This is a genomic window from Nitrosomonas oligotropha (assembly GCF_900106555.1).
In the GTDB taxonomy this organism is placed as follows: domain Bacteria; phylum Pseudomonadota; class Gammaproteobacteria; order Burkholderiales; family Nitrosomonadaceae; genus Nitrosomonas; species Nitrosomonas oligotropha_A.
Genome location: NZ_FNOE01000035.1, coordinates 1 through 26,645 on the forward strand (window position 1 = coordinate 1; position 26,645 = coordinate 26,645).

Annotated in this window: 33 protein-coding genes; 11 read left to right on the plus strand and 22 right to left on the minus strand. The window is 44.6% G+C overall.

The genetic code is table 11. The features are described from left to right. The first annotated feature begins 61 nt into the window (after positions 1 to 61). Positions 62 to 418, plus strand: a complete 357-nt coding sequence (locus BLU57_RS13635) for a hypothetical protein (protein ID WP_256206300.1) — start codon at positions 62 to 64, stop codon at positions 416 to 418. Between the two features lie 253 nt (positions 419 to 671). On the opposite strand, the gene BLU57_RS13640 is transcribed toward BLU57_RS13635, so the two are convergent. After that, positions 672 to 926: a hypothetical protein gene (locus BLU57_RS13640; RefSeq protein ID WP_090322007.1), complete on the minus strand. Its 255-nt coding sequence runs from the start codon at positions 924 to 926 to the stop codon at positions 672 to 674. 898 nt (positions 927 to 1,824) lie between these two features. On the opposite strand from BLU57_RS13640, the gene BLU57_RS13650 reads away from it, so the two are divergent. From BLU57_RS13650 to BLU57_RS13660, 3 genes are read left to right on the plus strand one after another with little or no spacing between them, the layout of a single operon-like run. Then, positions 1,825 to 2,706 (plus strand): SMODS domain-containing nucleotidyltransferase, encoded by an 882-nt coding sequence (locus tag BLU57_RS13650; protein WP_090322012.1) that lies wholly within the window; start codon positions 1,825 to 1,827, stop codon positions 2,704 to 2,706. Further along, positions 2,684 to 3,283, plus strand: a complete 600-nt coding sequence (locus tag BLU57_RS13655; protein WP_090322014.1) for an SLATT domain-containing protein — start codon at positions 2,684 to 2,686, stop codon at positions 3,281 to 3,283. The genes BLU57_RS13650 and BLU57_RS13655 overlap by 23 nt, the downstream gene beginning before the upstream one ends. A gap of 1 nt (position 3,284) precedes the next feature. Next, entirely contained in the window at positions 3,285 to 3,575 is a 291-nt protein-coding gene (locus BLU57_RS13660; protein ID WP_090322017.1) for a hypothetical protein, read from the plus strand. A gap of 346 nt (positions 3,576 to 3,921) precedes the next feature. On the opposite strand, the gene BLU57_RS13665 is transcribed toward BLU57_RS13660, so the two are convergent. The 9 genes from BLU57_RS13665 to BLU57_RS13700 form a co-directional block, all read right to left on the minus strand. Further along, on the minus strand, positions 3,922 to 4,854 hold the full coding sequence (locus BLU57_RS13665; protein WP_090322020.1) for a hypothetical protein: 933 nt from the start codon (positions 4,852 to 4,854) through the stop codon (positions 3,922 to 3,924). A gap of 261 nt (positions 4,855 to 5,115) precedes the next feature. Further along, entirely contained in the window at positions 5,116 to 5,454 is a 339-nt protein-coding gene (locus BLU57_RS13670) for a hypothetical protein (RefSeq protein ID WP_090322021.1), read from the minus strand. A gap of 26 nt (positions 5,455 to 5,480) precedes the next feature. Continuing rightward, a complete protein-coding gene (locus BLU57_RS15915; RefSeq protein ID WP_143026988.1) occupies positions 5,481 to 5,660 on the minus strand; it encodes a hypothetical protein in 180 nt (59 codons plus the stop codon). A gap of 7 nt (positions 5,661 to 5,667) precedes the next feature. Then, positions 5,668 to 6,666, minus strand: a complete 999-nt coding sequence (locus BLU57_RS13675) for a zonular occludens toxin domain-containing protein (protein WP_090322024.1) — start codon at positions 6,664 to 6,666, stop codon at positions 5,668 to 5,670. Positions 6,667 to 6,668: 2 nt separating this feature from the next. Next, positions 6,669 to 7,013 carry a DUF2523 family protein gene (locus BLU57_RS13680; RefSeq protein ID WP_090322026.1) on the minus strand — a complete coding sequence of 115 codons (345 nt, stop codon included), beginning with the start codon at positions 7,011 to 7,013 and terminating at the stop codon, positions 6,669 to 6,671. Between the two features lie 11 nt (positions 7,014 to 7,024). Further along, positions 7,025 to 8,242, minus strand: a complete 1,218-nt coding sequence (locus BLU57_RS13685; protein WP_090449360.1) for a virulence factor TspB C-terminal domain-related protein — start codon at positions 8,240 to 8,242, stop codon at positions 7,025 to 7,027. A gap of 253 nt (positions 8,243 to 8,495) precedes the next feature. Continuing rightward, positions 8,496 to 8,867 (minus strand): major capsid protein, encoded by a 372-nt coding sequence (locus BLU57_RS13690; protein WP_090322030.1) that lies wholly within the window; start codon positions 8,865 to 8,867, stop codon positions 8,496 to 8,498. A gap of 74 nt (positions 8,868 to 8,941) precedes the next feature. Next, positions 8,942 to 9,238, minus strand: coding sequence for a hypothetical protein (locus tag BLU57_RS13695; RefSeq protein WP_090322033.1), 297 nt, complete (start codon positions 9,236 to 9,238; stop codon positions 8,942 to 8,944). A gap of 75 nt (positions 9,239 to 9,313) precedes the next feature. Next, positions 9,314 to 10,324 (minus strand): phage/plasmid replication domain-containing protein, encoded by a 1,011-nt coding sequence (locus BLU57_RS13700; protein ID WP_090322036.1) that lies wholly within the window; start codon positions 10,322 to 10,324, stop codon positions 9,314 to 9,316. Positions 10,325 to 10,785: 461 nt separating this feature from the next. On the opposite strand from BLU57_RS13700, the gene BLU57_RS13705 reads away from it, so the two are divergent. Continuing rightward, positions 10,786 to 11,148: a hypothetical protein gene (locus tag BLU57_RS13705; protein ID WP_090322039.1), complete on the plus strand. Its 363-nt coding sequence runs from the start codon at positions 10,786 to 10,788 to the stop codon at positions 11,146 to 11,148. Positions 11,149 to 11,362: 214 nt separating this feature from the next. After that, positions 11,363 to 11,791 (plus strand): hypothetical protein, encoded by a 429-nt coding sequence (locus BLU57_RS13710; protein WP_090322042.1) that lies wholly within the window; start codon positions 11,363 to 11,365, stop codon positions 11,789 to 11,791. A 32-nt stretch (positions 11,792 to 11,823) separates the two neighbouring features. Here BLU57_RS13710 and BLU57_RS13715 read toward each other — a convergent pair whose 3' ends face one another. The 9 genes from BLU57_RS13715 to BLU57_RS16720 form a co-directional block, all read right to left on the minus strand. Further along, positions 11,824 to 12,786: a retron St85 family RNA-directed DNA polymerase gene (locus tag BLU57_RS13715; protein WP_090322045.1), complete on the minus strand. Its 963-nt coding sequence runs from the start codon at positions 12,784 to 12,786 to the stop codon at positions 11,824 to 11,826. A gap of 1 nt (position 12,787) precedes the next feature. Next, positions 12,788 to 13,789, minus strand: coding sequence for a retron St85 family effector protein (locus BLU57_RS13720; protein WP_090322048.1), 1,002 nt, complete (start codon positions 13,787 to 13,789; stop codon positions 12,788 to 12,790). A 645-nt stretch (positions 13,790 to 14,434) separates the two neighbouring features. Next, a complete protein-coding gene (locus BLU57_RS13725; RefSeq protein WP_090322050.1) occupies positions 14,435 to 14,626 on the minus strand; it encodes a hypothetical protein in 192 nt (63 codons plus the stop codon). Between the two features lie 10 nt (positions 14,627 to 14,636). Further along, positions 14,637 to 15,620, minus strand: a complete 984-nt coding sequence (locus BLU57_RS13730; protein ID WP_090322052.1) for a zonular occludens toxin domain-containing protein — start codon at positions 15,618 to 15,620, stop codon at positions 14,637 to 14,639. Next, positions 15,617 to 15,907, minus strand: a complete 291-nt coding sequence (locus tag BLU57_RS13735; RefSeq protein ID WP_090319843.1) for a DUF2523 domain-containing protein — start codon at positions 15,905 to 15,907, stop codon at positions 15,617 to 15,619. Before BLU57_RS13735 ends, BLU57_RS13730 begins: the two co-directional genes overlap by 4 nt. 6 nt (positions 15,908 to 15,913) lie before the next feature. Continuing rightward, on the minus strand, positions 15,914 to 16,732 hold the full coding sequence (locus BLU57_RS13740) for a virulence factor TspB C-terminal domain-related protein (RefSeq protein WP_090322055.1): 819 nt from the start codon (positions 16,730 to 16,732) through the stop codon (positions 15,914 to 15,916). A 201-nt stretch (positions 16,733 to 16,933) separates the two neighbouring features. Continuing rightward, positions 16,934 to 17,962: an HNH endonuclease gene (locus BLU57_RS13745; RefSeq protein WP_176776459.1), complete on the minus strand. Its 1,029-nt coding sequence runs from the start codon at positions 17,960 to 17,962 to the stop codon at positions 16,934 to 16,936. Positions 17,963 to 18,162: 200 nt separating this feature from the next. Beyond that, on the minus strand, positions 18,163 to 18,657 hold the full coding sequence (locus BLU57_RS13750; protein WP_090322060.1) for a hypothetical protein: 495 nt from the start codon (positions 18,655 to 18,657) through the stop codon (positions 18,163 to 18,165). Between the two features lie 139 nt (positions 18,658 to 18,796). Beyond that, on the minus strand, positions 18,797 to 18,925 hold the full coding sequence (locus tag BLU57_RS16720; protein ID WP_256206302.1) for a hypothetical protein: 129 nt from the start codon (positions 18,923 to 18,925) through the stop codon (positions 18,797 to 18,799). A gap of 223 nt (positions 18,926 to 19,148) precedes the next feature. Here BLU57_RS16720 and BLU57_RS13755 point away from each other — a divergent pair, with 223 nt between their 5' ends. From BLU57_RS13755 to BLU57_RS13775, 5 genes are all read left to right on the plus strand, one after another. Beyond that, positions 19,149 to 20,663: a M48 family metalloprotease gene (locus BLU57_RS13755; protein WP_090322077.1), complete on the plus strand. Its 1,515-nt coding sequence runs from the start codon at positions 19,149 to 19,151 to the stop codon at positions 20,661 to 20,663. A gap of 75 nt (positions 20,664 to 20,738) precedes the next feature. Beyond that, entirely contained in the window at positions 20,739 to 21,884 is a 1,146-nt protein-coding gene (locus tag BLU57_RS13760) for an efflux RND transporter periplasmic adaptor subunit (protein ID WP_090322062.1), read from the plus strand. Beyond that, positions 21,884 to 22,669 carry an ABC transporter ATP-binding protein gene (locus BLU57_RS13765; protein WP_090322065.1) on the plus strand — a complete coding sequence of 262 codons (786 nt, stop codon included), beginning with the start codon at positions 21,884 to 21,886 and terminating at the stop codon, positions 22,667 to 22,669. Before BLU57_RS13760 ends, BLU57_RS13765 begins: the two co-directional genes overlap by 1 nt. Next, a complete protein-coding gene (locus BLU57_RS13770) occupies positions 22,666 to 23,889 on the plus strand; it encodes an ABC transporter permease (RefSeq protein WP_090322067.1) in 1,224 nt (407 codons plus the stop codon). Before BLU57_RS13765 ends, BLU57_RS13770 begins: the two co-directional genes overlap by 4 nt. 137 nt (positions 23,890 to 24,026) lie before the next feature. Then, complete coding sequence (locus BLU57_RS13775) at positions 24,027 to 24,644, plus strand: exopolysaccharide biosynthesis protein (RefSeq protein ID WP_090322069.1); 618 nt, start codon at positions 24,027 to 24,029, stop codon at positions 24,642 to 24,644. A 12-nt stretch (positions 24,645 to 24,656) separates the two neighbouring features. On the opposite strand, the gene rimO is transcribed toward BLU57_RS13775, so the two are convergent. From rimO to BLU57_RS13790, 3 genes are all read right to left on the minus strand, one after another. After that, the gene (rimO, locus tag BLU57_RS13780; RefSeq protein ID WP_090322072.1) at positions 24,657 to 25,991 is read right to left on the minus strand and encodes a 30S ribosomal protein S12 methylthiotransferase RimO; all 1,335 of its coding nucleotides are present in this window, start codon (positions 25,989 to 25,991) and stop codon (positions 24,657 to 24,659) included. A 93-nt stretch (positions 25,992 to 26,084) separates the two neighbouring features. After that, complete coding sequence (locus BLU57_RS13785) at positions 26,085 to 26,312, minus strand: hypothetical protein (protein ID WP_218131680.1); 228 nt, start codon at positions 26,310 to 26,312, stop codon at positions 26,085 to 26,087. A 93-nt stretch (positions 26,313 to 26,405) separates the two neighbouring features. After that, a partial coding sequence (locus tag BLU57_RS13790; RefSeq protein WP_143026989.1) for an integrase core domain-containing protein occupies positions 26,406 to 26,645 on the minus strand: 240 nt, incomplete at its 5' end.

Genomic DNA, 26,645 nt, shown 5'->3' on the forward strand with positions numbered 1-26,645 from the left:
TTCAAGGTATAAAATTCGTTAACGGCGTTAAACAAAATGGACATCAAAAACAGGAAGCCGCTTGATCCTCCATACACCAGATTTGACTATAGCTCAGCCAGCACTTAGGCTTTTGAGGTTGTATCTTTCCGGAGATGCTAGCGCTTTACTAGGCGATGAATGGAAAGGATATCGTTTTACGAACGGTTTGATTTTTGTTCCTGAGTGGCGCAATGGATTTGCGCCCCATGAGATCAGAGCTTTTTTCTGGCGGTGTCAGTTGGTATCGAGCTTACAGAGTGAAAATAACTTGTTGAAATCTGAACTTGATAGACGTAATCAAGAAATCGATGCGCTTGAAATAAAAGCTGATTTTTACAGGCGTCAATTAGTGCTTGAAAGCCGCTTCGGTATGATTTTGGAAAGAAGTTTTTCTTAATTCTTTCGATTATCTCCAGCCTCGATGCCATCCGTTGTTCGGATGGTGCCATCCCCAGCCATAATTAATATTGTAGTTCCATAAATACCCAGGACCTGGGTTCACATAGGTAGGCGCAACATACACAACGCCGGGCGGTATTCCAGGTGCAACAGGAACCCCAACTACTGGCGGCGCTATGCATCCGGCCAGCTAGATTATCAAAATTGTGCCAATAGCGGCGCGACAAAACAATTTTTTCATTGTGGTAGTTTTATCGAAACGAAGATGCTCGCTCCATAAATTCGCTCGATGTTGCGAGATATGGCGGCGGAAAGTCTTTGTGCGTTTCGTCAGCGATTTTTTTCAGTGTTTGAATTGCATCGATAACCAAGTTTCGAGCAGTTACAAAGTCTTCTTCATATACGCTGATATTGGGGAATTCAGCTACCCTACCCACATATAAAATTTCTTCGTCGATTTCTTCTTTACGTATCGTTATCGAATAGGCTTCAGGATCAAATTTCATTTCAAGTGCTCCTTGATTGCGTTTTCGTGTTGTTTGACAAATTTGTATAGCTTTTTGATATACGGGCGTTTAACGGCTTCACCCTTATTATGACCACAATTATAGTTAGGATACTCAATTATTGATACGGCCGGATGCCGTGCAATTTTATGGCCAGCACTGCCGCAGTTTTCAATCTCGAAGCCGAGGGCTAATAATAGATTGGTAAATTCTTTACAGGATGCATTGGCGCTAGTGGTTAGGTCCTCGAGTTTTTTGAGGAGTTTTTCGAATTCTGACATATGTTTTAATGTGCCAAGGAAAACAATGAATAAGTTGCTAAAACTAATAAGTAACTAGAAACGAGTAAGGCCATTAACGATATCCTGGCATCGATCGACAGGAAAATCTGTGATGACGGTAGTATGCTGATCGTAGCAAACGCAATTACGAGCATCGCTAGAAATACAAGATTTTGGAATCTTGAATGGAGTAACAGCGTCAGAGGAAAGATCACTGGGTCCATTGCGAACATAAGACCTATTCACGCTCTTCAATTTTAATACCTCAGTTTTCACCCTCTCAGTAAAAGAGCCTATCATCGCGTTTTTATCGAAAAAATAAAAAGAAAAGATTAAAACAACCGCAACTAAGCAAAGATCAATCAACCTTCTTGCGGCATAATATTTGTAATAACGCAAGAACCAATAATCAAAACGCATAAAAACACCCCTCTCGATAAAATCTGCAGAAGGTCTAGCGGCTATTGGAACAAAATATAAACCTTTAAATCGAAATGGTTTTTTTAAAAATAACTCGGTGTTAAAATCAAAGGCACTTAAAATCCCCGGATTACATGAACGGGGAAGTTAAATTTGAGATTTTTTCAAATATTAACGTAGCCTTGCGAGGAGATTAAATGGGAGTCGCCGAGTGGTTTAATAGTTTCTGTACAAATCTTCAAGTTCAAGATAGTTCAACTATCTCTTCTCGCTACAAAACTATAACACGTAGATTGAATACTGATTTTTGGAATACAACATCAGATTTATCTCATAGCCTTTACGTAGGTTCATACGGCAGAAATACCGCGATAAAAGGATTCAGTGACCTAGATATGGTTTTCGAGCTGCCATCCGCACTCTATCACCAGTACAACGCATATAATTGGAATGGCCCATCAGCCCTATTGCAGGCTGTTCGCACCTCATTACAAAAAACGTATTCTTCCTCTGATGTAGGTGGAGATGGGCAAGTCGTTGTCATTAATTTTCAAGACGGAATTACTTTTGAAATAATGCCAGCTTTTGTTAATCAGGCAAAAACCTATACATATCCAGACTCAAATAAGGGTGGCTCTTGGAAAACAACAAATCCAAGAGCAGAAATAAAGGCAATTAAAGAACGCAATATGAATTGCAGCGGAAACCTGATATCTCTATGTCGAATGACGCGTGCATGGAGAGGAAAATGGGAAGTGCCAATTGGAGGCTTATTGATAGACACATTGGCTTATCAATTCATCAAAAATTACGAATTTCGTTATAAGTCATATTTTTATTACGATTATATGTGTCGTGATTTCTTTAAGTGGATGGCAGATCAAGATAAGGAACAAATATTTTGGAGAGCTCCCGGCAGTGAGCAGTATGTATATGGAAAGGGTTTATTTCAATATAAAGCTAAACAATGCCATAAAATCGCTCTTGATGCGATAAAGTATGAAACATCCATTCCCAAAATGGAATGGTTTGCAAAACAAGAATGGAGAAGTATCTTTGGAACAGCATTCCCAGACTAATGATTCTCTCGAATCCAGAAGGATTTTTGAAGGGCAGCTCCGAGAATCTTTCGGAAGAGTTGTTTATACACATAAGACTCATGAGAAATGTGCAGATATTCTTTTTAGCCGTCAGTCATCCTTAAAATTATGGCAAATCATACTATCTGCAGCGACAACAGGTGGATTTATCTCTGCATTTTTTGGAGCGGGAAATATCGGAGCTACCATCGGAGTTCTTGTATCTACATGCCTTCTTGTTCTAAATGCGTATACCAAAAATTATGATCTCGGAGAGCTTGCGCAAAAACATAAGCAAGCAGCAAACGATATTTGGCTTATCAGAGAGAAATACTTTTCCTTAATTACGGATCTAGCTATAGGCGAAAAACCATTAGAGGCACTGCAAAATGAAAGAGATATTTTAGTTACACAACTTCATACGGTGTATTCAAGTGCTCCAAGCACAACATTCCAAGCATATAAGAAAGCACAAAATGCTCTCAAACAGAATGAAGACATGACATTTTCAGATGAAGAAATAGATGCCTTCCTTCCGAAGGGACTTAAAAGAGCTAGCAGTCAACGGGGAAACTAAATTGAGCAAAAAACATAATGTTCTATGCATTAATATAAGCCAAAAAGATCAAACATACAGCGAAATAGTAGGAGATTCATACGGCGATGAAATGAGCATAGCGAAAAGAATAACTATTAGCTCTTGCGAACTAGATGATATCCCTGACGATGGAGCGAATTTCGACAAAGACGAGACGACAAAAGATAAATACCTATGCCTTCGCACTTTACCGACCGGCTCACTTTCGGTTGGAAAAGGAGAGTTCGACGCTATTTTAATAACAAAAATAGCTAGATCAAAAAATGTATGAGCTTGAGAGTTTAAACAAATCGAAAAACTAGCATCACGACAGTCCGTTTGTGGGATCGGGCAGCATGCCCGCTTTGCGGACATACCCTTCGCGCCGGTCGGCGGCGCGACCCTTGGACTTCCAGCGGTTTAAAATTGCAGGGTTTTGTTCTGCAAAGGGGAAAGTCAGCTTTTACGCCGCTTGCGGGTCATCCGTGATTAGTTTCCTGTTGGGTATCTGAATATCGCCGCTGACACACTTCCAGAAGTTTGAATGCTTGTTTGCCTCGGTATTTGAATTGCGTCAATAACTAAGTTTCGAGTAGTTACAAAATCTTCTTCATTCAGGGATCGGGTAGCACACTCTCTCATTTAAATGAGGAATGGATATCTTGCCCTTTGTTCAGGAAGCGAAGCCAAAAAGCACTACCAAGTGCAGAGAAAAAAACCGTGATCATAATTCCCACTATTTTAAACCACCAATCAAACGGGGTGAAATGCCTAAGATCATGACGATTCCAGCCTATGGGAAGGTTTACCAGCGAGTTAAATAGTTCCTGTCTCTGATCGTGTATCGCGCGTATATGCGCATCTGATTCGTACATAATAATGCCATTGTTTGTAGCTTCTTCAACACTGTCAATATCACAAGATCTATCAGCTGTAATTTCACCAGTCATTGCACCAGTCATTGCACCAGTCATTGCAGGGGCAAGCATGGCACTAGCACGGGCTGACTGAAGAATATGAATTACATCTAAATTAAGCATAAAACAAAATATAAAACTAATAAGAAAGACGCTAATCGTTGTCAATTTTTTGTATCGCTCCTCAATGACCTCGATTGCATCGCTATACCATATTTCAATATTTTGGCGAGCTTTAGCGACATCTACACCTGCATCGTGCAGAAAAAGGATCACTGATCTTCCGGCAATTGTGTGTGAATAAATTCCGTTCTTTATGACGGTCAATAAGTTATCATTATCGTTAGGGGGCGCGCCAGTACTGCCACTCAACACATCCAGCAGAGTGAGTGTAAATAATTTAGGTGGTACATGAGTAGACCGAGCGACACCAGCAGTTAATTTGATAATCAGCGGATGGCTGAAGAATTCAGCGGCCATTTTATAAGAGTTCTCAGAGTTATCGAGAAGTCTAACAATACCAGATTCAATATATTTCTCGCGTGTCGCACAAAAGTAAGATATAAATCCAAACACAGTCGAACATAACAAGCTCAAAAGTGTGAAAAAAAGTAGCGTACTGCCAGCAATATCAAGTGAGGCTAAACTAATCATTTGTTTTCCTAAGCTACGTCATAAGCGCAGCTATAACTTGTTGGAATGATTTAATAGATTACACAGAAATAATCAAATCTGAAAGTCTCGCAAAAAAATTGTTAAGCAAATAAGAAAATCAGAATCAAGGTAGCCTGTGCTAGGGATCGGGCAGCATGCCCCTTTCGGGTCATACCCTTCGCGCCGGTCGGCGGCGCGACCCTTGGACTTTTAGCGGTTTAAAGTAGCGGGGTTTTGTTCGGCAAAGGGGAAAGTCAGCTTTTACGCTGATTGCGGGTCATCCGTGATTAGTTTCCTGTTGGGTATCTGAATATCGCCGCTGACACACTTCCAGAAGTTTGAATGCTTGTTTGCCTCAATCAGTCCGGCTGATCGATGCGAGAGCGTGCCGGTCGGTTGGAAGTATTCGTTCACTTTGATATTGAGCACTTTTTCATACTTCCGGACAGTGCGCTTTGAATGCACGATGTACAGGAAGCGCCAGCCGTAATAGTAACCTGTGAACAGCATTCCCAGTGCTGAGTTCAGTACGTCGATATCTCCGGAATAGTTGAGAATCGCGGTTTGCGCGATTTGCATGAGCTGATTGTGTTCCGTCATCGTTATTATTCCCCCATTAGTTTGTTTTAATCGAAGGGATAAGGTCGATCTGACATTTTTTCCGGTGCTCCAAAAAGCAGACGCTCAAAACGCTGACGGGAAATAATCCTTAGCCCCCGCAGCAAGCAAATAAAAAACACATAAACCGGCACCAACAGTTTGAAGAAAATAATCTCAACAAATATAAACTCTAAAAATTTCATCATAGCTCCTTTAGTTTAGATAGTGCGGGTTACGGGTAAAAGCGACTTGATCATCGCCCTTGATGATGTCTTCACAGCGTTTTACCGGAAAATCCTTGATCCGGTTCATATACTGGTCGTAGCAGATGCAGCCTTGCGATTTACTGGATAGGCAGGACAACGGCACGCGCGGCGCTTTTGCAATCTCAGGGAATGCCGGGTCTTTAGGCAGGAAGTAATAGATATCGGGCGCTTCGTTGAGCTTTAGCGGTTTGTCATTTTTCGGCGCCGGTTGCGGGTGAGCGGAGCCGGACGGGATAAACGATGCCGATGTTAATTTTTCCTCGCTGGTTTGCGGTGTTTCTTCTGTACTGCCAAACCCGATCATGGTGGATTTGGAGCCGTAGTAATAAATCACGCCAGCAAGGACAAAGATAAGCACCATCAGGAAAATAAGTCGTTTAGGCAGTCGCAGCCCTTTTTTCTGCAGATCAGAAACGCCGTCGTCTGATTTATAGAATTTCAGGCTTTCGACCGGGAAACTGTATTTTCTGGATTCATCCCTGTTGAATTTCAAATCTTCCCTGATCTGCCCTGCTTCCGAATACTTTATGCCGAGCGCGGTTTTTTCCAGGTGAATATGACGGCCAACGAGACGGCGCAAGGCAACATCGATTTGCGTTGGTGCTTGTGCGGTCAGTATCCAGTCTTGTGCTATCGAGCGAGATTCGGCCAGGTGCGAATCGATAAATTCAGGTGTAGGCTTTCCGGCAATTCTGGACGGCCAGATTTTCTTGGCCTCGTCGACCAGATAGACAGTGCCAGGTAAGCCCCCTATTTCACCGATCAGCTTTTGATTAGCCGTGGCATCTTGCATGCTTTTCAGCGGGTAATACGCCCCGCCGCCCTGCCATTCACGAACGCCGACGACTACGGCATTATCGGAATAGTACGAGTGCTCGGTCAGTAGCTTGACCGCTAGCGCAGTTTTGCCGGTCCCGAGAGATCCAGTGATTAAAGTAATCGACATGATTAAGCAGCCGGAGGATTGAGCCAGGTTAATGAAGGCTTGACACTCAACCAGGTGGCCTTGGCCAGGTAACAGGAAACGATCAGTGAAATACCTTCAAAAACGCCGAAAAGGGATAAAAGACCCATGACGGAAGCGCCAATTTCACCGCCACCGATTACAGCCAATTGAGCATTGGCAAAATCCCGCAGGTATTCAGCAGCCCATGAAATGACCGCCCAGGAGGTAACCGCTACGCCCAGCTTAATAAGCAGGCCGACGACGAACGAGGACAGCATGAAAGGCAGCGCCGTGATAGCGAGCCAGCGGAACGCCGTGAGAATGGGAGCAATGAAAGGAGCAAGCATTTTAGTATTCCTTAGTTATTGACCAGCGAGCGCATAGCGATAATGGCCGCCAGCATGAGAATGATTCCCCGGATAATGTCCGCCAGGGCGCAAATGGGCGAGAAATCGATAGCGAACTCTCTACCCATCACACTGAAATTGATCGGAGGTGGACAACTGGCCGAGGTAGAGAAAATCTCAGTGGAAAACACCGGATTGCCCTGTGCCTTGATATTGAAATTGGTTTCTGTAGGTAATGACTGATCGAATACCGGCGCATCGCCAAGGTTTAGCTTTTCACCGCTCTGCCCATTATTGCCGGCCTGATTAATGCCATCGGTACCGGTTGTCGTGCCGGAGTAAGTGACGTTACCGCTACCATCCTTATAAGTCGTGGTTGTGCTGGTCGTATTGGTACCACCAGGATTTACCGTTGTGGTGGAAGTAGTCGTTACACTTCCGCTTGTGCTGGTGGTCGTGCTGGAGCCGCCAGAAAATTGAGTACCGGAAGGAAGACACATGCCGATATTGTTGACCTGAGCAAATCCGGAGCCGCCCGGACAATCATCCCGGCTTTTAGGCGGATCGTTTACCGGTGTAGCTTTTATCGTGCTGGGAACCGTAGAAACAGGCGTAGCGACAAGCGAAGTATTAGTACAGTCAGCGCCGGTGAATTCATAACTTTCACAATAGACACTGGACTGGCCAGAAACATCGTTATAGCTGGCAATGCCTGAATTGCACTTAATAGCGCAATCCGAGCCACCCGAACCGGCACACATCGAAGCGCTTATCCCCTGCTGACCTGAAATGCCGGAAAGTGCAATAGTGTCTTTTTTGGTGGTGCCTGACACAGGACAAGGCGGAGGCGGATCACCAGCACATTCCATGCGATTGGAAACAATCCGGTATTCACCAGGGTAAGGACAAGTTTGATACTGGAAAACTTGCGGGCCATTGGTGCCACCTTCATAAGTAGCGCACCAACCATAAGGCAAACCGACATAAGTATAGAAATAATATTCGCCCTGAGTCATCGGTCCAGTATTTACACCCTGAGCAGCTAAAATATTAGCGTAGGCATAGCCTTTACTGGCACATAAAGCAGTAGCGGAATCGCCCCAGGTTCCCGTAACTACCCATCTTAAAGTTGCAGGAACCCAAGCATTCGCGCTATTTGAAAAGCAGAAAAATAATAAGCAGGCTTGAAGCCAGAACAAAGGATTGCAGTGAATCGATAACCATCGCACGATTAACTCCGATAAAAGAGCTTGCCGATCATGTTCCAGCCGGTGGCCAAACAAGCGGAAAGCAGAAGAGCGCTGATTAACAGAGAAACGTCAGACCAAGCCAGATCGGAAAGCCCGATAGCAGCCGGTACGAGAGATGGGGCACTCGAATCACTGCAAACTATTTCATATCCCGTTCCACTACTGACCAGAGAGGGAATAGCGGGAGATGCACAGGAGATAAATGCCGTAGCCATAGGAGCACCCCGATCCGTTACGCGAACGCGCCGCGGATGAGTTTCCAAGCGGCCAGGATACCCAAGGCAGCCAGGAAGGCAGCACCTACCAGCGGTATAGCTGTATTGACATCACTGAAGGTTGTGAGAGCCGATGAAACATCAATCGCGGCCATCGAGGAGGTAGAAGCAAGGGTAATAACAGCAGTACCGCTTGCAAACATGGATTTAGGTAACCATTCGCCTTCAATCACACGCTCTTTAACAGCAACGGCAACCGAAGAAACGGTACTTTCAGCTTTCAGAGCTGTATCACGGACTTTATTGATAAAGCCGTCATACAATTCTTTGGATTTTTTTGCTACGCTGGAACCGATAGTCATCACGACATCTTTTGCTTTCTGAAACATAGTAGAAACTCCTTTGATTAATCGGTGCGGGATTGCACCCCATACGCGCCGGATTGAGCGCGTATAGGCTGAAATCACGCGGCAGGTTTAACTTGTGAAATCGGTTTAATAGAGTTGATAATGTTCTTGGACACATTGCCATTAGTTACACGAACAAATTCAACTTCACAGATCAGCGGGAATTCAAGATGCATCAAAGCTTGTGCTTTGCCTGCATCGCCTAGCGGGTATTTTTGCGTTGCGGTGCCCTTCGATCTCCCGGTCTGGAAGTTCAAATGCTCCTCAACGAAGGCGGCACCGGAATCTATTGGTTTGCCGTCGATGGTATCTTTGAAGAATGTGATACCGGTAACTTTTACTTTTTCTAACATAACAACCTCTTAACACCACCTGTTAACGCTTTATCTGAACCGGCGGATCTTGAATTCAGAGCGTGAAAAATGAATCTATGCGTATTTCTTGATGTACCAATCCGGCGCAGTGAGTGCGGCCAGTTCGATGGTCTTTACCTTGATGGGCATGGTTTGCACGTTGTTGGGGATGGAAATATCGATGCCATAGGAAAGAAGAGCTTTTCTGTGGCGGTAAAAGGTTCTTTCATTCAGATTTAATGGAAAACCATATTTCCAACTAACATAGGTTGATCTGATATGTTTTGGCAGATCATTGAAATCTTCATATTTGACTTGTTCAAGTCGCTGCAATTGGGTTCTGTTCATATAAACCTCTATTAATAATGAATCAGTGATTGCGCCTAGATATGCCAGGCCATTTTGTAGAAGGAAGCGTGATTTAAGGGTAAACTCTTCGCGTATTACGCCTAAGTGTTGGCAGAATTCAATGACTTCATCGGATACGTGCTGGCCGGACTTTTTGGAGCGGTGTTTTTTGAGTTCGGTAGTTTTGCAGTAGAGTTTGCCGTAAACATACTTTGAACCGCGGCCGTATTCGACCGTTGCGCCATTAACGGATAACGAGCCTTTTTGTCTGCCGATGTGATGCCCTGCCATATTGCGGAGTAATGCTTCCGAGTCGATCATGGAGCCGGTGACATAATTGCAGGTTATGTCTATCCGGCTGACTCGGGCACCTGTCCACGTCCAGCCGGAATCAGCGAATTTGTAGAGCTTGCCAGAGGAGAAAGGCGGCAAATCCAAGCTTTTAAGGAGTTCATTGATACGTTGAATGCTATCGGCAAAGGTAAAGCCAAAAAGGTTATCTTGCCGCCCGTATCTGGAAATGTTGCCGGAAAATTCCACCTGATGACCATCGCAACGGACTTCTACCCGACTATCGAAACTGCCTTCCAATCCTTGCCGTGTGTCCACGGTGTATTCAATCTCGCCATCGGTATCTATGCGCAGAACCCGCCCGCCGTTAATAACTGGAAGTTTGCCGCCTTCGTGCACTTGGCGGATGGTCAGATAATCCACAAAGACAGGAATCAGATTCATCATTTTTGAATCATTCCGGCATGCATTTTTGACGCTTTACTGTCATCCGTGTCAGTAACTTTACGTGTAACTGGGACGTAAAGTATTTTTGACCCCCCTGCCCCCGGCCGGGCGCACCTCACGGATGCGCCTACCGGCCGGGAGGGGGTTACCCGCGAACGGGAACGAGAAAAAGTAGATAACCAAGCATCCAATCTAACAAACTCACCAACACACACAGGTAGCCGGTTCTCGTCAGTCAATACCGGATAATCACTATCAGAAAGGATTGCTTCAGGGTGATAGCTGCGCCAGCAGTCGCCTAATTCAGGGAATTTGCCGTTATTCGTGGCTCGAAGAATTGCTAAATGATATGAATTCATAAAAACCCCATTGACTTAGCGGTGATAGAAACGTAATATTCACCAAAATGTGAATGGCACAATAATTCACTAATTAGTGAATGTCAATAGGGCTAATGTACTATGGAAATGAAAAAATATATTGAAGATGGTGCTAAGAAAGCAGGAAATAACAAAGCGTTAGCAAAATTTCTTAATCAATCTGAAACAATATTAAGTGATGTCAAAGCAGGAAAAAAAGGATTAAATGACGCTGCTTGTATCAAGTTAGCAGACTTAATCGAGGTGAATCCGCTATATGTAATTGCTGCTAGTAACTTAGTTACAGAGAAAGATGAAGAAAAGCGAAAAATTTTTAAAAGTTGTTTTACGAGGGCTGCATCTGTTGCAGTAGCTGCATTAATTTTTGCTGGTAGTTCAATGACTTCCTCTCCGGCTCAAGCACAGAGCCAGAAAACAGGGGTCAATTCAATTTATATTATGTAAAATTAATAATGTACTGCTTAAAGTACGCCAAAAAATTCATAAGCTACTATCAAGTCTTAGTTTCATTTCAAAACCCTTCACATCATTCACAGTTTGCTGAATGTCCTTATATCCGCTAAGTGATATAAACCTTTTAAATCAATATGAAACATAGCTTTTATTGAGCGGCGTTAAATCTCAAAACTTGCCATGATGGCGCTTTTGCGCAGAAAAAATGGAATATTTAATAAAGTATACAAGCTGCCAAGAAATCGAAAGAATCACCGGCGAGGATCTGAAAACAATCAAGCAATGGAAAAAAGGAACTAGAAAGGTTCCGGCATCAGCTATCAGGCTTTTGAGGTTATATATTGAAGGCGATGCAAGCGCACTATTGGGTAAAGATTGGGACGGTCATGTATTCAGGGACAATTTGCTGTTTATTCCTGAATGGCGGCGTGGTTTAACAGCTGGAGAAATTAGAGCGTTATTCTGGCAAGCTCAGCTTGTTTCAAGCCTTAAAAGAGAAATTAAGTTGTTAAAGGAAGAATTAGAAAGGCGTAATAGTGAAATTGATACGCTTGAAGTTAAGGCGGATTTTTACAAACGCCAGTTAGTGCTTGAAAGTCGATTTGGAATGATCTTACAAAGGTCTTTTTTATAAGCAAAAAATAATTTACGAAGATTATTTGGCTTCTAAATTTTTATCGTTTTTTGATCCTTGGAAGTATCAAGATGAATAAGCTCATGAATAGTATCTATACCATATTTAGTTCTCATTCTATCAATAAAACCAGGTTCAATGTCATTAGCAAAACATAACATACCGTGAAGTTTCAAGGTGTCACTTCTTTTCAAGTTACCTTTTTTATGCCAATTGATTTGACAACTTATCTCTCTTTTACGATCTCTTCCTAGAGAGAGACTACCATCATTGGTAATAATGACACCAGTAACCGTTCTATTGCCTCTTTTAGATAAAAACATTGTTTTATCATTATTGAGTGTGAGCTTAGGATATGGAATTTTCTTTAAATAGATAGCTACTTGATTATGTATTCTTTTTAAAAGATCAAAATCAATAGATGAAAAAACAAGGTCATCAGCATATCTTGAATAAACTATGTTCAAAGAATTACATTCGTCACTGATCAGTGAATCAAACTCAAACATAATTGAATTAGATAAATTAGGAGAGCTTGGGCCTCCTATACTTAATTGAAATCTTTCTTCTTTTTTATTTCTCCAAAAAAGAATGCGCAACAGTAGATTTATTTCATCTTCTGTGTACATATTAGGAAGATGGCGTAATAAATGTGTTTTAAAGTCTTTTGGAACAATTGAAGGGAAAAAATTTGAAAAATCCATTTTTAATACAAATGGGTTTCCAGCATGTAACATGGCGTTATATTTTATATTGCGATCTTTAATATATGCTGTTGCTGCATTATGAATTGGTAATTTAGTAAGAACATTCTCAATAACCCATCTTTGCAAAATTTTAACTTCTCTTGCGGGCTGTGCAATATCCCTAAAAGTATTAGGTTTCTTTTTAGGTATTTTATATTCCTTATATCGATAAGGAGCACTATTAGCTATTAATAAAATATCTCTATTTGCTAAACCCAGATCATTCGCAAGCTGAAGTATCAAATCCATTTCAGCTTCCTTTATTACTTAGAGTTTTGTCGCTTCTGTATTGTGTTAAAGCGTTATGACGCTGCCTATCATGATTGCGATAATAATCGGCCAAAATAGTTTTAAATCTTACTCTATCATGAACTGGCTTTTTCTCTACAAAACTATGTTTAATATACGGAATCTGGACAGTAGCAATGTAGTAATGGTCACCATAAGATTTTTTTTCCAGCAGCTCTAATTTAAGAAGAAGATAGAGATATTTCATTATCACTCTAGTACTTAGATTAATGCCAAGGTCCTGTAAATGTTCTTGAATCTCCCCTTTCTTTAAAGCCAAAAATATATCAACCATATCTACTATCAAAAGCATAATATGGCCAGGTTGGGTTTTTGAGAAAGCTGCGGTTTGACGATTTTTTTTAAAAGCGGCAACGATATCATTACATATATCAATAGTTAGCGGCTTTACTGATTCAATATCTGGTGGACCAAACTCGCTAATATGGTTTTGAGGCGGATGATTCGGATTGATATTACTTGCTGGTGAAAGTAGTGTCCAAGGATATACTTTTACAGATGTTTCCATGTCTTCTAAGTACTGAATTGGACCTAATCTTATAAAAGAATCCTGCTGATAGCTGTTCTCTCTAATGAATACAATTAGTTTAGATGCTATATCATGTATAACTGAAAATGCGCCAAGCTCGGCAATAGATCCTGCACTTTCAACAAAAAGCACAATAAGGGTTGCTAGTTTAGCTATATCAGTTTCAAAATCTATTAAATTGGAATAATGTCCCTCTTTAAGCCAATCTTCAACATCTTCAGCTTCTATAATTTTATCTGCGATGTCGCGATGAAGGTCCCATAAAGACCTAACAATATGATCTCTAACATATGTGGGGGGGATTTTAATATCGTTTCTGGCGCCGCCGCAAACAAATACAATTCCCGGAAAATGCAATATTCTAGAATCATCCAAGTTTATAGATTTAAAAAAATTTAAACGAGGATCTTCCATTAATTGATATTAAATCTCTTTACCCTAAAAATAGGCACAAAATTTGGGAGCGATCAGCAAGCTGTTTTACGCGCAGTCTGATCGATCACGGATTTTGTGCCTACAAATACTACCAATAATAAAAGTCTGGCGAAGCGCCGGACTAAGGCTATAAAACCATATGAGATTTTTTTAAAGCCCCGAACGCGTAAAGAGATGTTAATTTTGGCTACATGCAGATTCAATGTCAATTAAATAATTCAAACTTGAACACAAGGCTACTTGTTGATATAGGTCCAAACAAAGGATATTTTGTTTAGCAATGAGAAGAAGTCAGTATAAAGACTGGTTAAGTCAGGGATCGGGCAGCATGCCCGCTTTGCGGTCATACCCTTCGCGCCGGTCGGCGGCGCGACCCTTGGGCGTTAGCGGTTCCGAAGAAAATAACCTGGGCTGTTTAAAATGACAGAGACGCAATGAAAACTAAGAGAGCCACGTAATTCTGACTCTCTGATAAAGGTTTGACAGCCAAGCATTGAAGAATGAAACAGTAAGAAGATTGAGCGACTGCCCAAACTGGTACGCTTATTCGTAGCAACTACATAGTGAAAGCCATGTTCAAGTGCGGATTGAAGGGATAGAACAATATCCGGACTCAGTTCTTTTTTATTTGTCATTTTTTGCAAAATTCCTATAAGAAGTCGTGCCGTCAGCATGGCGTACGCGCCCTAGTCTTTTATCGGCGGTTTTAAGGTCACCAAACATCAAGATATCAAGCTGATCCTCAGTTAAAGTTTTGTCTCGTAGCTTGAACATCAAGTAAACGATATAAAAGAACTCCTTAATATTTTTAAACATAAATCCTCCTTTACATTTTCTTGGGTACAACCCAACCATAATTAATGGCCGCATTACAGGTATCTGGAACAATATTCAAACGTTGCGCCTGGTGGTCGTAGCAAATGCAGTTTGATTTGCTGGAAACGCAAGCCGCGACTTGTCCCCAGTCGATTGATTCGGATAGCATCGATAGCGATTGTTTGACCGGTGCATTGTCGGTGGCCGGTTGCGCTACCGGTATGATGGCCGGTGGCGGTGTGTCACTCCCCTGCTTCGCGGTTTGTTCGGTTTTTGGTTCTTCCTGCTTGGCCAGGTTTGAGCCAACCGGATTTTCCAGCCGGTCGGCTACCCGGGTATAAGTGAACATGGCCATCGCTGGCACTGCGAATACCAGGAAGATCGCGGCATAGATCATTTTAGGAATGGCGCGCTTCGGTTTTTCAATGTGCAGACTCGCCGAGTAATACAGCGGAAATGCTTCTTTAACGAGCCGGTACGGCTTTTTGACTGCGTTGTTGAGGTTGGTTTTAACCTTCGGACTTTGGCAGTATTCCGACCATTCGTAGCTTTTCGAGCCTGACCATTCATAGCGCAGGTGAATATGCCGGTCGGCGTTTTCCAGGACGTGCGGATGCACGAATTTTGGTGATTGTGTGATGACCAGGAAATCAAGGCCGTGCTTTCTGTGTTGTGACAGGTATTTGATATGCTCCGGAGGGTCTCGCAGATCGATGGCCGGCCAGGGATACATGGCTTCATCGACCACAATAAGAGATCCTTCCAGGATGGTGTCTAATTTGGATTTACCTTCCGGTTCTTCCGGGTCCAGGTAGGTGCGTTCATGCCAGCGGTTCAGCTGCTTGTCCGATAGTTTGATGTGTGGCAGCTTCAAATCCGGAATGCGGTTCACGTATACAACCCGGCCAGATTCCACCGCGGGTTTGATGATAGACCAGACCGCATGATTGGTTTTGCCGCAGCCGGGTGTTGCGGTTAATAGCGTGATGGTCATTTCGGAATCACTCCCAGCTTAGGCAGCAAGAGAAAGGTCAGCCGGAAGGTAATGGCACCGGCAATGATGCCGATTGCCTGACCGAATCCGGCCAGGCCGATGATTTGCAGCGCAAAGGTTGGTACGTTGTTATAGTAGCCTTGCGCCATCGTGAAAAGCTGGGCAAGAACAACGCCAACAGCGCCATAGGAGATCAAGCCAATCCCTAAACCCATGAGCGCGCGAACAGCGAGATATCCGACACCGGCAGATAGAAATGCGCCTAGCGGAATTAAGATGTTAAACATGGTTTTTTACGTGGCGTTGCCGCCGCGTACCCCCGCAATGATGTAAATGCCGATTAAAGTAGACAGTAACAGGACGAAAGGCTGAATCATGAGCGCTGTATCGCATACCGGTTGCGTTGGTATGTGCAAGGTCATCTTGGATATAGGCACATCGATATTAGGCGGGCATGATCCGGAGCCCCAGCTGGTTGAACCGAATGTGTTCGGCACGTTGTAAGTTGGAAGCGTGGCTTCCGGGACGGTATCGAAAGAGATAGTAAAACCGGATGGCTGTTTCGTGTCCGGCTGGTTTGTATAGCTGGTGGAAGTTGTGCTGCTGATCTGCGTATTGCTGTTATCGTAGTTTATTGTCGTTTTGGTTTCTTTAATGATGACGCGGCCGGGATTGTCACTTGTTCCCGCGTCGACAGCTTCAATCTCCGTTGTCGTGTCTTGACGGCCTGTGATATTGCCGCTGCTGTCTTTGGTTGGCACAGAATCCAAGCCAAGGCGTTTTTTCTGATCGGGTGTGAGCGTTGGAACCGAATCAGTAGGAAGCGGCTCATCGGCTTCGATCAAGTGCGGTGTGACGCGGTCATCGTTAAGCTTAGGTGCGGCATTGTCCAGATCGGTATTAGTTGCTTCAACAGGCACAACGCCAGATTTGACACAGTTCGCACCACTTACAGTGTAGCCAGGAGCGCAGCCAGCGATTCTATTAGTGTTGGAAGCGCCAAAAACTTGGCCGTCAGACGTTCTGCGGACAAAACAAGCATACTGCCCGCCGCCCAAATCAACGGAATGATTCAGATTGCCGATCTGATTGCAAGGTAGATTGGAAAGCAAATTTTGAAGCCGGAACAGCAGAATAGAGCTTATGAAATTATAGAAAAGAAATTCAGGAGAAATTCAAAAGGCATCATGAATAGTTGGGATTTAAAACTGTTTCCCTAGAAAGCGAAAAGCCCCGATATTCACCGAGGCTTAGCGCCGACCGAGCATTCCCAATCCACTTACTGAAAAGACTATACTTTTGATTTGATATTGTCAGCTCAATCCTACTGATATGCGTATTTGGGACAAAATCATACTCATTTCATCGGGGGCAAAGGTGTATTCATTTTTTCCGAAGGTTTGTAAAATTTTACTATCTAAGCGCCTATACATATTGCGTGTGTGATAACCAGCTAAAAATGGTAAAACATACTGAGGTATTTCTGCTAAATGCAGTATTGGCTCAATTAGCTGGAATTTCTCAGAAAAATCTATAGGGTTTAACACTCCAATCCCTGCAAATTGTAAACCCTGATAATTATTATGCAATATAGTGAAGAATTGAAATGTTCCAAATAGTCGTACAAGAGCATAAGCTTGACCGTGTTGAGGACAAGTTTCGATGTATATTGAATGAGCTAACGCAGGGACAGTAGCATCAAGAAGTGAATAATGATTAAAATCGAAGCTAACCGCATGATGATATCTTTCAGAATCAGATAGATATAACAGCACGCTATCATCAATAATCGCTTGATCCCTATTCATTTTTCGAGAAAACGCTACACACATCTTTAAAATCAAGCGGCTAAAATCATTATCAATAAGAATAAATAAGCCATATCGAGATATCTCAGCTTTTTCTCTATTCACTCTAAATCTAAGCCCTCGCTTATTATGCGCTTGTAATTCCCTGAATTTCCGTCGGGCGGTTTTCAAATCAGGCATGTGTAGACTTTGGGTGCCAGGTTCGCTCTCGATTAGAGTCGTTCCTGAAAGGCGTGCCAAAACTTTATTAGTCTTCTTGTCGCGCCCTAAGTCATAAGATAATCCAGTGGTTTCATGAGTAAAACCTTTCTTCCATGTAATTGGCTTTCGAAAAAACAAACCACAGCCTTCCAACATGAAAAAGAGTGGCGCAAGTTGTTTAGATATACGTCCCTCAAAATCATGACCGAATCGGTTATTACATCGCGCACACGCAAGAATAGTTTCAGAGCCACCAAGAAAATCTGAAAAAATATGATCGTCACTAGTTGCATGTGAATTTCGACAATAAGGACAGAAAATGCTTTCAAGCATGTATCGGATTGAAAAAAACAAAAATAATCGCATATGCATTTTCAAAGATCAATAAGTAAATCTTATGAAACAAATGAGATATGTTCACTCAATTTTAAAATTCTGTTTGATCGTGTTAGGGTTCGGGCACATGCCGCTTTCAGCGTCATACCCTTCGCGCCGGTCGGCGACGCGACCCTTGGGCGTAAGAGTGTTTAAAATTAATGGAGTGATTGGCTTGTCAATCGCCGAAGCTTTGGAAACGAGCGTGTTATTTCTTCGTTGCGTATTCTAAAATTATGCATGAATGGAATCACTTTAAATTGAATGAATTCAGCTATATTTTCATTCACAGAAAAATTAGCAACAAAGCGCATGAAAAAATCGAGAACTTTCTCTTCATCTATTTGATGAAATGGAACGAGCGTGCGACTACATACTAAATGGCTGGCAGGACACAAAAAAGGTGTTAATCGCTTAAATTGGTCAAAATCTTCCGATTCAAAATAACAGTTTGCTAAAAGACCGGCGAAATTGTTTTCAAGTGCTGATAAACGCAAATTATGGAAAAAAGTAACCGAATGAATTTGTAAAGAGTTCTCAGGAATCTGGATGGCAGTTTCATAATCCATTTCTGGAATATGTTGATCAGTAAGGCGTTGCAAATGATTAAATACTGAATAGCACTCTGTTCCTACTTGCTTATCTGTTTTCATTCGGTTTACCTCGAATTATGTTAATAATTAATTGAAGTTTTTTTCCTAGCACTAAATTGGGCAGAATCAATTTGATCATAAATATATTTATTGATAAGCAAAAAATAAGGACATATTTTTCCTTCAATATCTTATTTTATTATCTTAAATTAGCATTTAAACGCCCCGTATGCCTCAAATCGTTGAATGAATTCAATGCGTTCTCGGCGGCAATTTCATGATTTTTTGAGCCAGCAAAAAACACATCATCTTTTACTTTCTGAAACATAGTTAAAGCTCCTTTAGTTAATCGGTGCGGGATTGCAACATTGCTCAAAAAAGCATCCTTGGCGTATCATAAAACCGAGCACGGGCTGGAATTAACATCACTTTCCGCTTGAATGTGCTTAACAATCAATGAAAAATTCCCACTCATAAGAAACCAACGCATAACCAATCAATCCAATGCGAAAATCACCGGTTCCGGTAAAAATTTTCTGCTTGCATTAACCATGAAATTAATTTGTTCGATCATCGCATTATCCCTGCTATTCCCGGCAAACACTTTTGCGCATGAGCTACCCAATCTCGGCGATGTGTCGCAAGTGACTGTGACGCCGTATCAGGAGCGCCAGATCGGGCTAAAAATCATGCGTCAGATTCGTGCGGATCCAAGCTATATGGATGATCCGGAAATCGCCAGTTATCTCAGCAATCTCGGTCACCGGTTGATCGCTAATTCCGACGAAGCCGATACTGATCAGTCGTTTGAGTTCTTCGCCGTGGAAGATCCGTCGATCAATGCGTTTGCGTTACCGGGCGGATTCATGGGATTTAATAGCGGGTTGATCGTCGCGGCGCAAAGCGAATCCGAGCTGGCTGCGGTAATGTCGCATGAGATTGCACATGTGACGCAGAAACATCTGGCGCGCATGATTGCCTCGCAAAAATACGATTTGGTGAAATCGATCGCGGCGCTGGCTTTGGCAATTTTGGCTTCCCGCGCCAATAACCCGCAAGCCAGTCAGGCTGTGTTAGTGGCTTCGCAGGCCAGTATGATTCAATCGAAACTGGATTTTACCCGCAAGCATGAAAAGGAAGCCGACCGGATCGGTTTAAGTATCTTGTTGGATGCGGGATTCGATCCGCAGGGTATGACGACTTTCTTTGAACGCTTGCAAAAATCCGGGCGGTTTCATGAAAACGGCGCGCCTTCCTATCTGCGTACCCACCCGATCACATACGAGCGGATTGCTGATATTCAGAACCGCACGCGTGAAATACCTTACCGCCAGGCGCCCGATAGCATGGATTTTTTGCTGGTACGGGCCAAGCTGCGCGCGTATCAGGGAAAACCGCATGATGCGGTCGTGCAGTTCAAAACCCGTTTGGATGAGAAACGCTATGCCAATGAAGCGGTTGAACGTTACGGCTATATCCATGCGCTGCTGCGCCATAAAAAATACAAGCAAGCAGACAGTGAGCTGGCGCATTTATACGAGTTGCTGCATGGCAATTCCCAATCCGCCGCTTTAACCAATCATCCGTTGGGAAAAACCGTGCGTGTCGAGCAAAAGTATATTATTGCCGGAGCCATGATTGAAACACTATCAGCCAGTGTGAAGCTGGCCAATGGCAAAACCGCTGAAGCGTACAATACCTATACCACTGCACTGAAGGTTTATCCGCAATACCGCGCGCTGATTCACGGCTACGCCGATGCGCTCATCCAAAACAAACAAATCGACACGGCGCTGGAATTTATCGGCAAACAACTACAATTGATACAAACCGACCCGAAGCTCTACAGTCTGCAAGCGCAATGCTATGCGTTGTCAGGTGATAAAATGCTCGAGCACCGGGCGCTGGCGGAATCTTATTTTCTCAAAGGCCACTATGTGGCTGCGGCTGATCAATTGCAAACCGCGCTGCAGAACGATAATGGCAATTTTTATCAACTCTCCAGTATCGAGGCTCGCCTTAAACAAGTCAGAACTTTGATAGCCGAAGAAGAAAAAGAAAAATAAATGCAAGGAGCAGTTTTTCGGCCTGCAATAACGCTATCATTGAATCCCTTTGATCATTATTAAAAGTATTGTGGCATGCGCACACTCAGCACCCGGAAAATTCTCTTTGTCATCATCGTGATTACTGTCGCGGCCGCGTATTGGTTTAGCGATGGCAAAAAAGAATCGAAGACCGGCCAATATAAAACCCGGGTTGTTGAACGTGGCGACATTGTGCAAACCATTTCCGCCAATGGCACATTAACGCCGGTCGTTCTGGTCAATGTCGGCACTCAGGTTTCCGGCACGGTGGCAAAATTGCACGCGGACTATAACGATCACGTGGAAATCGGGCAGGTGCTGGCCGAGCTCGATCCTGCGTTGCTGCGCGCGCAATTGCAGCAATCCAAGGCCAATTTATTCAGTGCGCAAACCGCAGCAAAAATCGCTGACAGCAAATTGAAGCGCCAGCGTTTGTTGAAAGAAAAAGAATTTATTTCACCAGAAGCACTGGAAATCGCCGAACAAGAAGCAGAAGCCGCGCGCGCGCAGGTTGCCATCAGCAAAGCGCAAGTCGACCGCGACCAGGCCAATCTCAACTACAGCGTGATCCGTTCGCCCATTTCCGGCGTGGTGATCGCCCGGGATGTCGATATCGGCCAGACAGTCGCCGCCAATTTCCAGACACCGACATTATTTCAAATTGCTAAAGATCTACGGCAAATGCAAGTGAATATCAGTGTCGCGGAAGCCGACATCGGTCAACTGCATATCGATCAACTCATCAACTTCACCGTCGATGCGTTTCAGCAGCGCAAATTTGTCGGTAAAGTCAAACAAATCCGGCTCAACCCGACCATTCAGGAAAACGTCGTCACGTATAACGTGGTCGCCATGGTCGATAACGACGATGGTGCTTTATTGCCCGGCATGACGGCAAATATTAATTTCATTGTCATGCAGAAAAATGATGTGCTGCGCGTACCGAATGCGGCATTGCGCTATCAACCCAAGGATCTGGATTCCAGCGAAGGCAATAAAGCAGCGCGGTCGGGCAATCGATCGACCCTGTATCTTTTCGCGCAAGATCAAGTGGCGCCAACCAGTGTCACGACTGGAATTTCCGACGGTAATTTCACCGAAATCGTCGATGGTGACATTAATGTGGGCGATAAAGTGATTATCAGCGAAGTGGTCGATAAGAAGGAATCGGAAAGTAAATTTAAGCTCAGAGTATTCTGATGGCCTCGATTCAAGCCGCCCACACCGCCAACCCGCTGATTCAAATTGAGGATCTTTGCAAGAGCTATAGTCTGCAAGGCGCCGATGGAAAAACCATCACCAATCAAGTGCTGTTCAGTATCAACCTGACAATCAACCAAGGTGAGTTTGTCGCCATCATGGGGCATTCCGGTTCCGGTAAATCGACACTGATGAATATCCTGGGTTGTCTCGACACACCCACCAGCGGATCGTATTGGCTGGCGGGGAAAAATGTAGCCGCCTTATCCGGCGATGAGTTGGCGCATATCCGCAATCAAAGCATCGGCTTCGTATTTCAGGGTTTTAATCTGCTCAAACGCATGACGGCGCTGGATAATGTAGCCACACCGCTGCTTTACGCCGGCATCGGCCGTTCCCAAAGCCGTAAGCGCGCATTGGAACTGCTGCGCCGCACCGGTTTGGAAAGTTTTGCCATGCACCAACCGAACCAACTCTCCGGCGGTCAGCAGCAACGGGTTGCCATCAGCCGCGCCTTGATCAACGAGCCGCCACTGATACTGGCCGATGAACCCACCGGTAATCTGGATACCCAGACTAGCCGTGAAATCATGCTTTTATTTGAACAATTAAACCGCGATCAAGGCATCACCATCGTCTTGGTTACGCATGAAGATGATATTGCGGCTTATGCAAAACGCCTCATTCGCTTGAAGGATGGGCATATCATTTTGGATCAACACAATAAGGCGAGCGAAACCATCCTCGACCAAGCCGCCGCCGGTAATTCTCCAATGACACAATGAATCTCTTGACGATTATCGGCGAAGCCCTGCGTGCTCTGCGGCAAAACCGCCTGCGTACCGGCTTGACTATGCTGGGTATGATCATCGGCGTAGCTGCGGTGGTTCTGATGTTATCCATTGGTCAAGGCGCCCGCACCAAAATCAATGAAACCATCGCAGCAATGGGCAGTAATTTGTTTCTCGTGGTGCCCGGCGCTACATCATCCGGGGGATTCAGTTTTGGCAGCGGCAGCGTCAGAACCTTGACCATCAATGATGCGTATGCGGTGGCTGAATTATCGTCCATCAGCGCAACCGCACCGGTCACAACCGGCACCGTGCAGCTTAATTATGCGGCGAAAAATTGGAGCACCATCATCACCGGTACCACGCCCAATTATTTCGCAGTAGGCAACTGGAAAATCGAATCCGGCACCATTTTCACCGAGTCCGATTTGCGGTCGGCGGCGCGTGTCGTAGTTCTGGGATCCGTCACGGCAAAGAATTTATTTGGCGATGAAGATCCGGTTGGTAAAACTATCCGCATCACCAATCGGCCTTTCCTGGTCGTGGGGGTACTGATGGCAAAAGGGCAAAGTCTGACCGGACGCGATCAGGATGACAACGTTTTAATTCCCATTACCACCAGTGAAAGGCAAATCACCGGCAATCAATTTCCCGGCTCCATCCGCTACATGATGGTGCAAGGAAAATCGGCGGGCGATATGGATATCGCCGAAATTGAAATCACGCAATTGCTGCGCCAGCGCCACCGCATTGCAAAAGGCAAAGAAAACGATTTTACCGTCCGCAACCTGACCGCGATTGCCGATGTCGCAACCGACGCTGCCAAAGTAATGTCTATCGTGTTGGGTGCTATTGCGTCGGTTTCCTTATTGGTGGGTGGCATCGGGATCATGAATATCATGCTGGTATCGGTCACCGAGCGCACGCGGGAAATCGGTATCCGCATGGCCATCGGTGCGAATCGACGGGCGATTCTGACGCAGTTTCTGCTCGAAGCGATGATGATCTGCATTATGGGCGGCGTAATCGGTTTGTTAGTAGGTATTGGCGGCGCATGGGTGGTCAGCCGGGTTGCCGATATGTTGATCGTGATTACGGTCGGTATGGTTGGATTGGCTTTCTTATTTTCTTCGGCAGTTGGGATATTTTTTGGTTTTTATCCGGCCAAGAAAGCCGCCTCGCTTAAACCCGTCGATGCCTTGCGTTACGAGTAATCAAATGCGTCAATCCGGAAACATTGTTGCGATTACACCACAGAATCTTTTGTTAACTGGGCTTTCTAATGCGGAGTATTAGTTTATTTATTGTTTACCCGATACTATGGGTAACCATCTGACAGCGGGAGTCACTTATGACAGTCAAAGAAAAAGAACGCCCTACTTCTGAATTCCTGGCTATTGTCGTCGTTGAGAATAAAAACGAGCTGATATCCGTCGGTGAAATCAAGTCTGCCTTGCATGAGCGCGGATTCGGCATTTTGATGGCGATTGCCGCAGTGCCGATCTGTCTCCCGATCCCCGTCCCGCCGGGCTACACGACGGTTTTCTCAATTCCGTTATTCATTTTCTCGACGCAAATGATTCTGGGGATGCGGGCGCCTTGGCTGCCTGTCTGGCTGGAAGGAAAGCACATCAAACGAGCCACCCTCGAGAAGTTCCTGACCAAGGCAAATCCCTGGTTGAAAAAAATCGAAGAACGGATGCAGCCGCGCATTACCTACATCAGCGTGCATACCTGGGAACGGATTATCGGCTTCTTTTCATTCGTTTTCGCCTTGGCGATCGCACTGCCGATACCATTGATCAATTTCTCGCCGGGCTGGGGGATTCTGGTGATGTCACTCGGGCTGCTGAATAAAGACGGTCTGACAATTTTGATCGGTATGATTATCGGCATCATCGGTATCGGTATCGCGATGATCATTCTGGTCATGCTGTGGATGGGAATGTCGTTGCCGTCTTTTTATTGAAGTAAGCTGCAATCAATCCGATGCGGCGGCAAACAGATCGTGCGCATCGGAACCGGTAATTTCAACTTCGATAAAATCGCCCGGTTGCACCTCACCGGCTTCTTCCACATACACCAACCCGTCGATTTCCGGCGCATCGGCGCTGCTACGCGCAATCACACCATCATCGGTTACTTCATCGATCATCACAGTCATAGTTTTGCCCACTTTCGCTGCCAGACGCTGAGAACTGATTGCTTCCTGTAATTCCATAAAGCGCCTGCGACGGTCTTCCTTGATTTCTTCCGGTACGGCATCCGGCAATTGATTAGCCGCGGCGCCTTCCACTGCTGAATAAGCGAAGCATCCGACACGATCCAATTGCGCTTCCTGCAGAAAAGCCAACAATTCCTCAAATTCCGCTTCGGTTTCTCCTGGGAAACCGACGATAAACGTGCTGCGCAATGTAATTTCCGGACACACCTGGCGCCATTGCTGAATTCTCGCCAGATTGTTCTCGGCGTTGGCCGGACGCTTCATCGCTTTTAAAATACGCGGACTGGCATGTTGCAGCGGTACGTCCAGATAAGGCAGGATGCTGCCTTGTGCCATTAAGGGAATGACTTCATCGACATGCGGGTACGGATAGACATAATGCAAACGCACCCAAACACCCAATGTGCCTAATGCTTGCGCTAATTCGGTCAGGCGTGTTTTAACCGGCCTGCCCTGCCAGAAACCGCTGCGGTATTTGACGTCAACGCCATAAGCACTGGTGTCCTGGGAAATGATCAGCAATTCTTTAACTCCGGCATTCACCAGATGTTCCGCTTCCTGCATCACCTCATGAATCGGGCGGCTGACCAAATCGCCGCGCATCGAAGGAATGATACAAAACGTGCAGCGGTGGTTGCAGCCTTCCGATATTTTTACATACGCGTAATGCCGCGGCGTCAGCCGGATTCCCTGCGGCGGTATCAAACTGGTATAGGGGTCATGCGGTTGCGGCAAATGGGTATGAATGGCCGACATCACTTCCGGCAGCGCGTGCGGCCCGGTGACCGCCAATACTTGCGGATGCGCTTTCTTGACGACATCACCGCCCTCTTTTGCCCCCAAGCAGCCCGTTACAATGACTTTGCCGTTCTCGGCCAATGCTTCGCCAATGGCATCCAGCGATTCTTCCACGGCACTATCAATAAAACCGCAAGTATTCACAACCACCAGATCGGCATCGTCATACGACGGTGAAATCTCATAACCTTCGGCGCGCAATTGCGTCAGAATTTGTTCGGAATCCACCAGCGCTTTCGGACAACCTAGTGAAATGAAGCCAACTTTATGCGAAGTTTGTTTTGATGTGGGCATGAATTAAGAATCAAATGGAAGTGTAAGCGCTCTGCACAACAATGAAGCGGGATTTTATAACAGCCAACCTGAAAAATGAGAAGGATAAGTGTATTAAGCAGTTACAGTAAAGCGTGCGGCATCGATGATAGACCACAAATGAAAAATCCCGGCAATGACGGCTGGAATGATGAGTACCCAGAAAAAATAACCGGCAGCGGTGATCAAAAAAAACAGCAGTGCCGGAAGCAAGCGTCCTTGTACCAATTGTCCCAATCCCGGTATAAAAAAGCTGCATACAGCCGCTACAACATTTCCACCCGATCCTTGCCCCGTCATCATTCTTCCTTTGTTATATTTTCATTCGGCTCGATGCGTTGTATTGTAGCTTCATTTATTAAAGAATGCTCGTATTCGATACCGATGTAAGAAATCTCAGAGTTGTTTACAGATAGGTTGATTGAAATAAGCGGTGAGTATTTCATAAGGGGTGGCATTATTCAAACTCTTGTGAGGCTTAACGGTATTGTAGAAGTTAATGAAACGGAGAAGCTGAATGTGCCGATCGGCGCAGTCTTTAAAGTGAATCTTGCTGTGCCACATGTCCATCAGGGTGCGGATAACCCGCTCAGCTTTACCGTTGGTTTGCGGACGATTGATACGGGTAAACTTCTG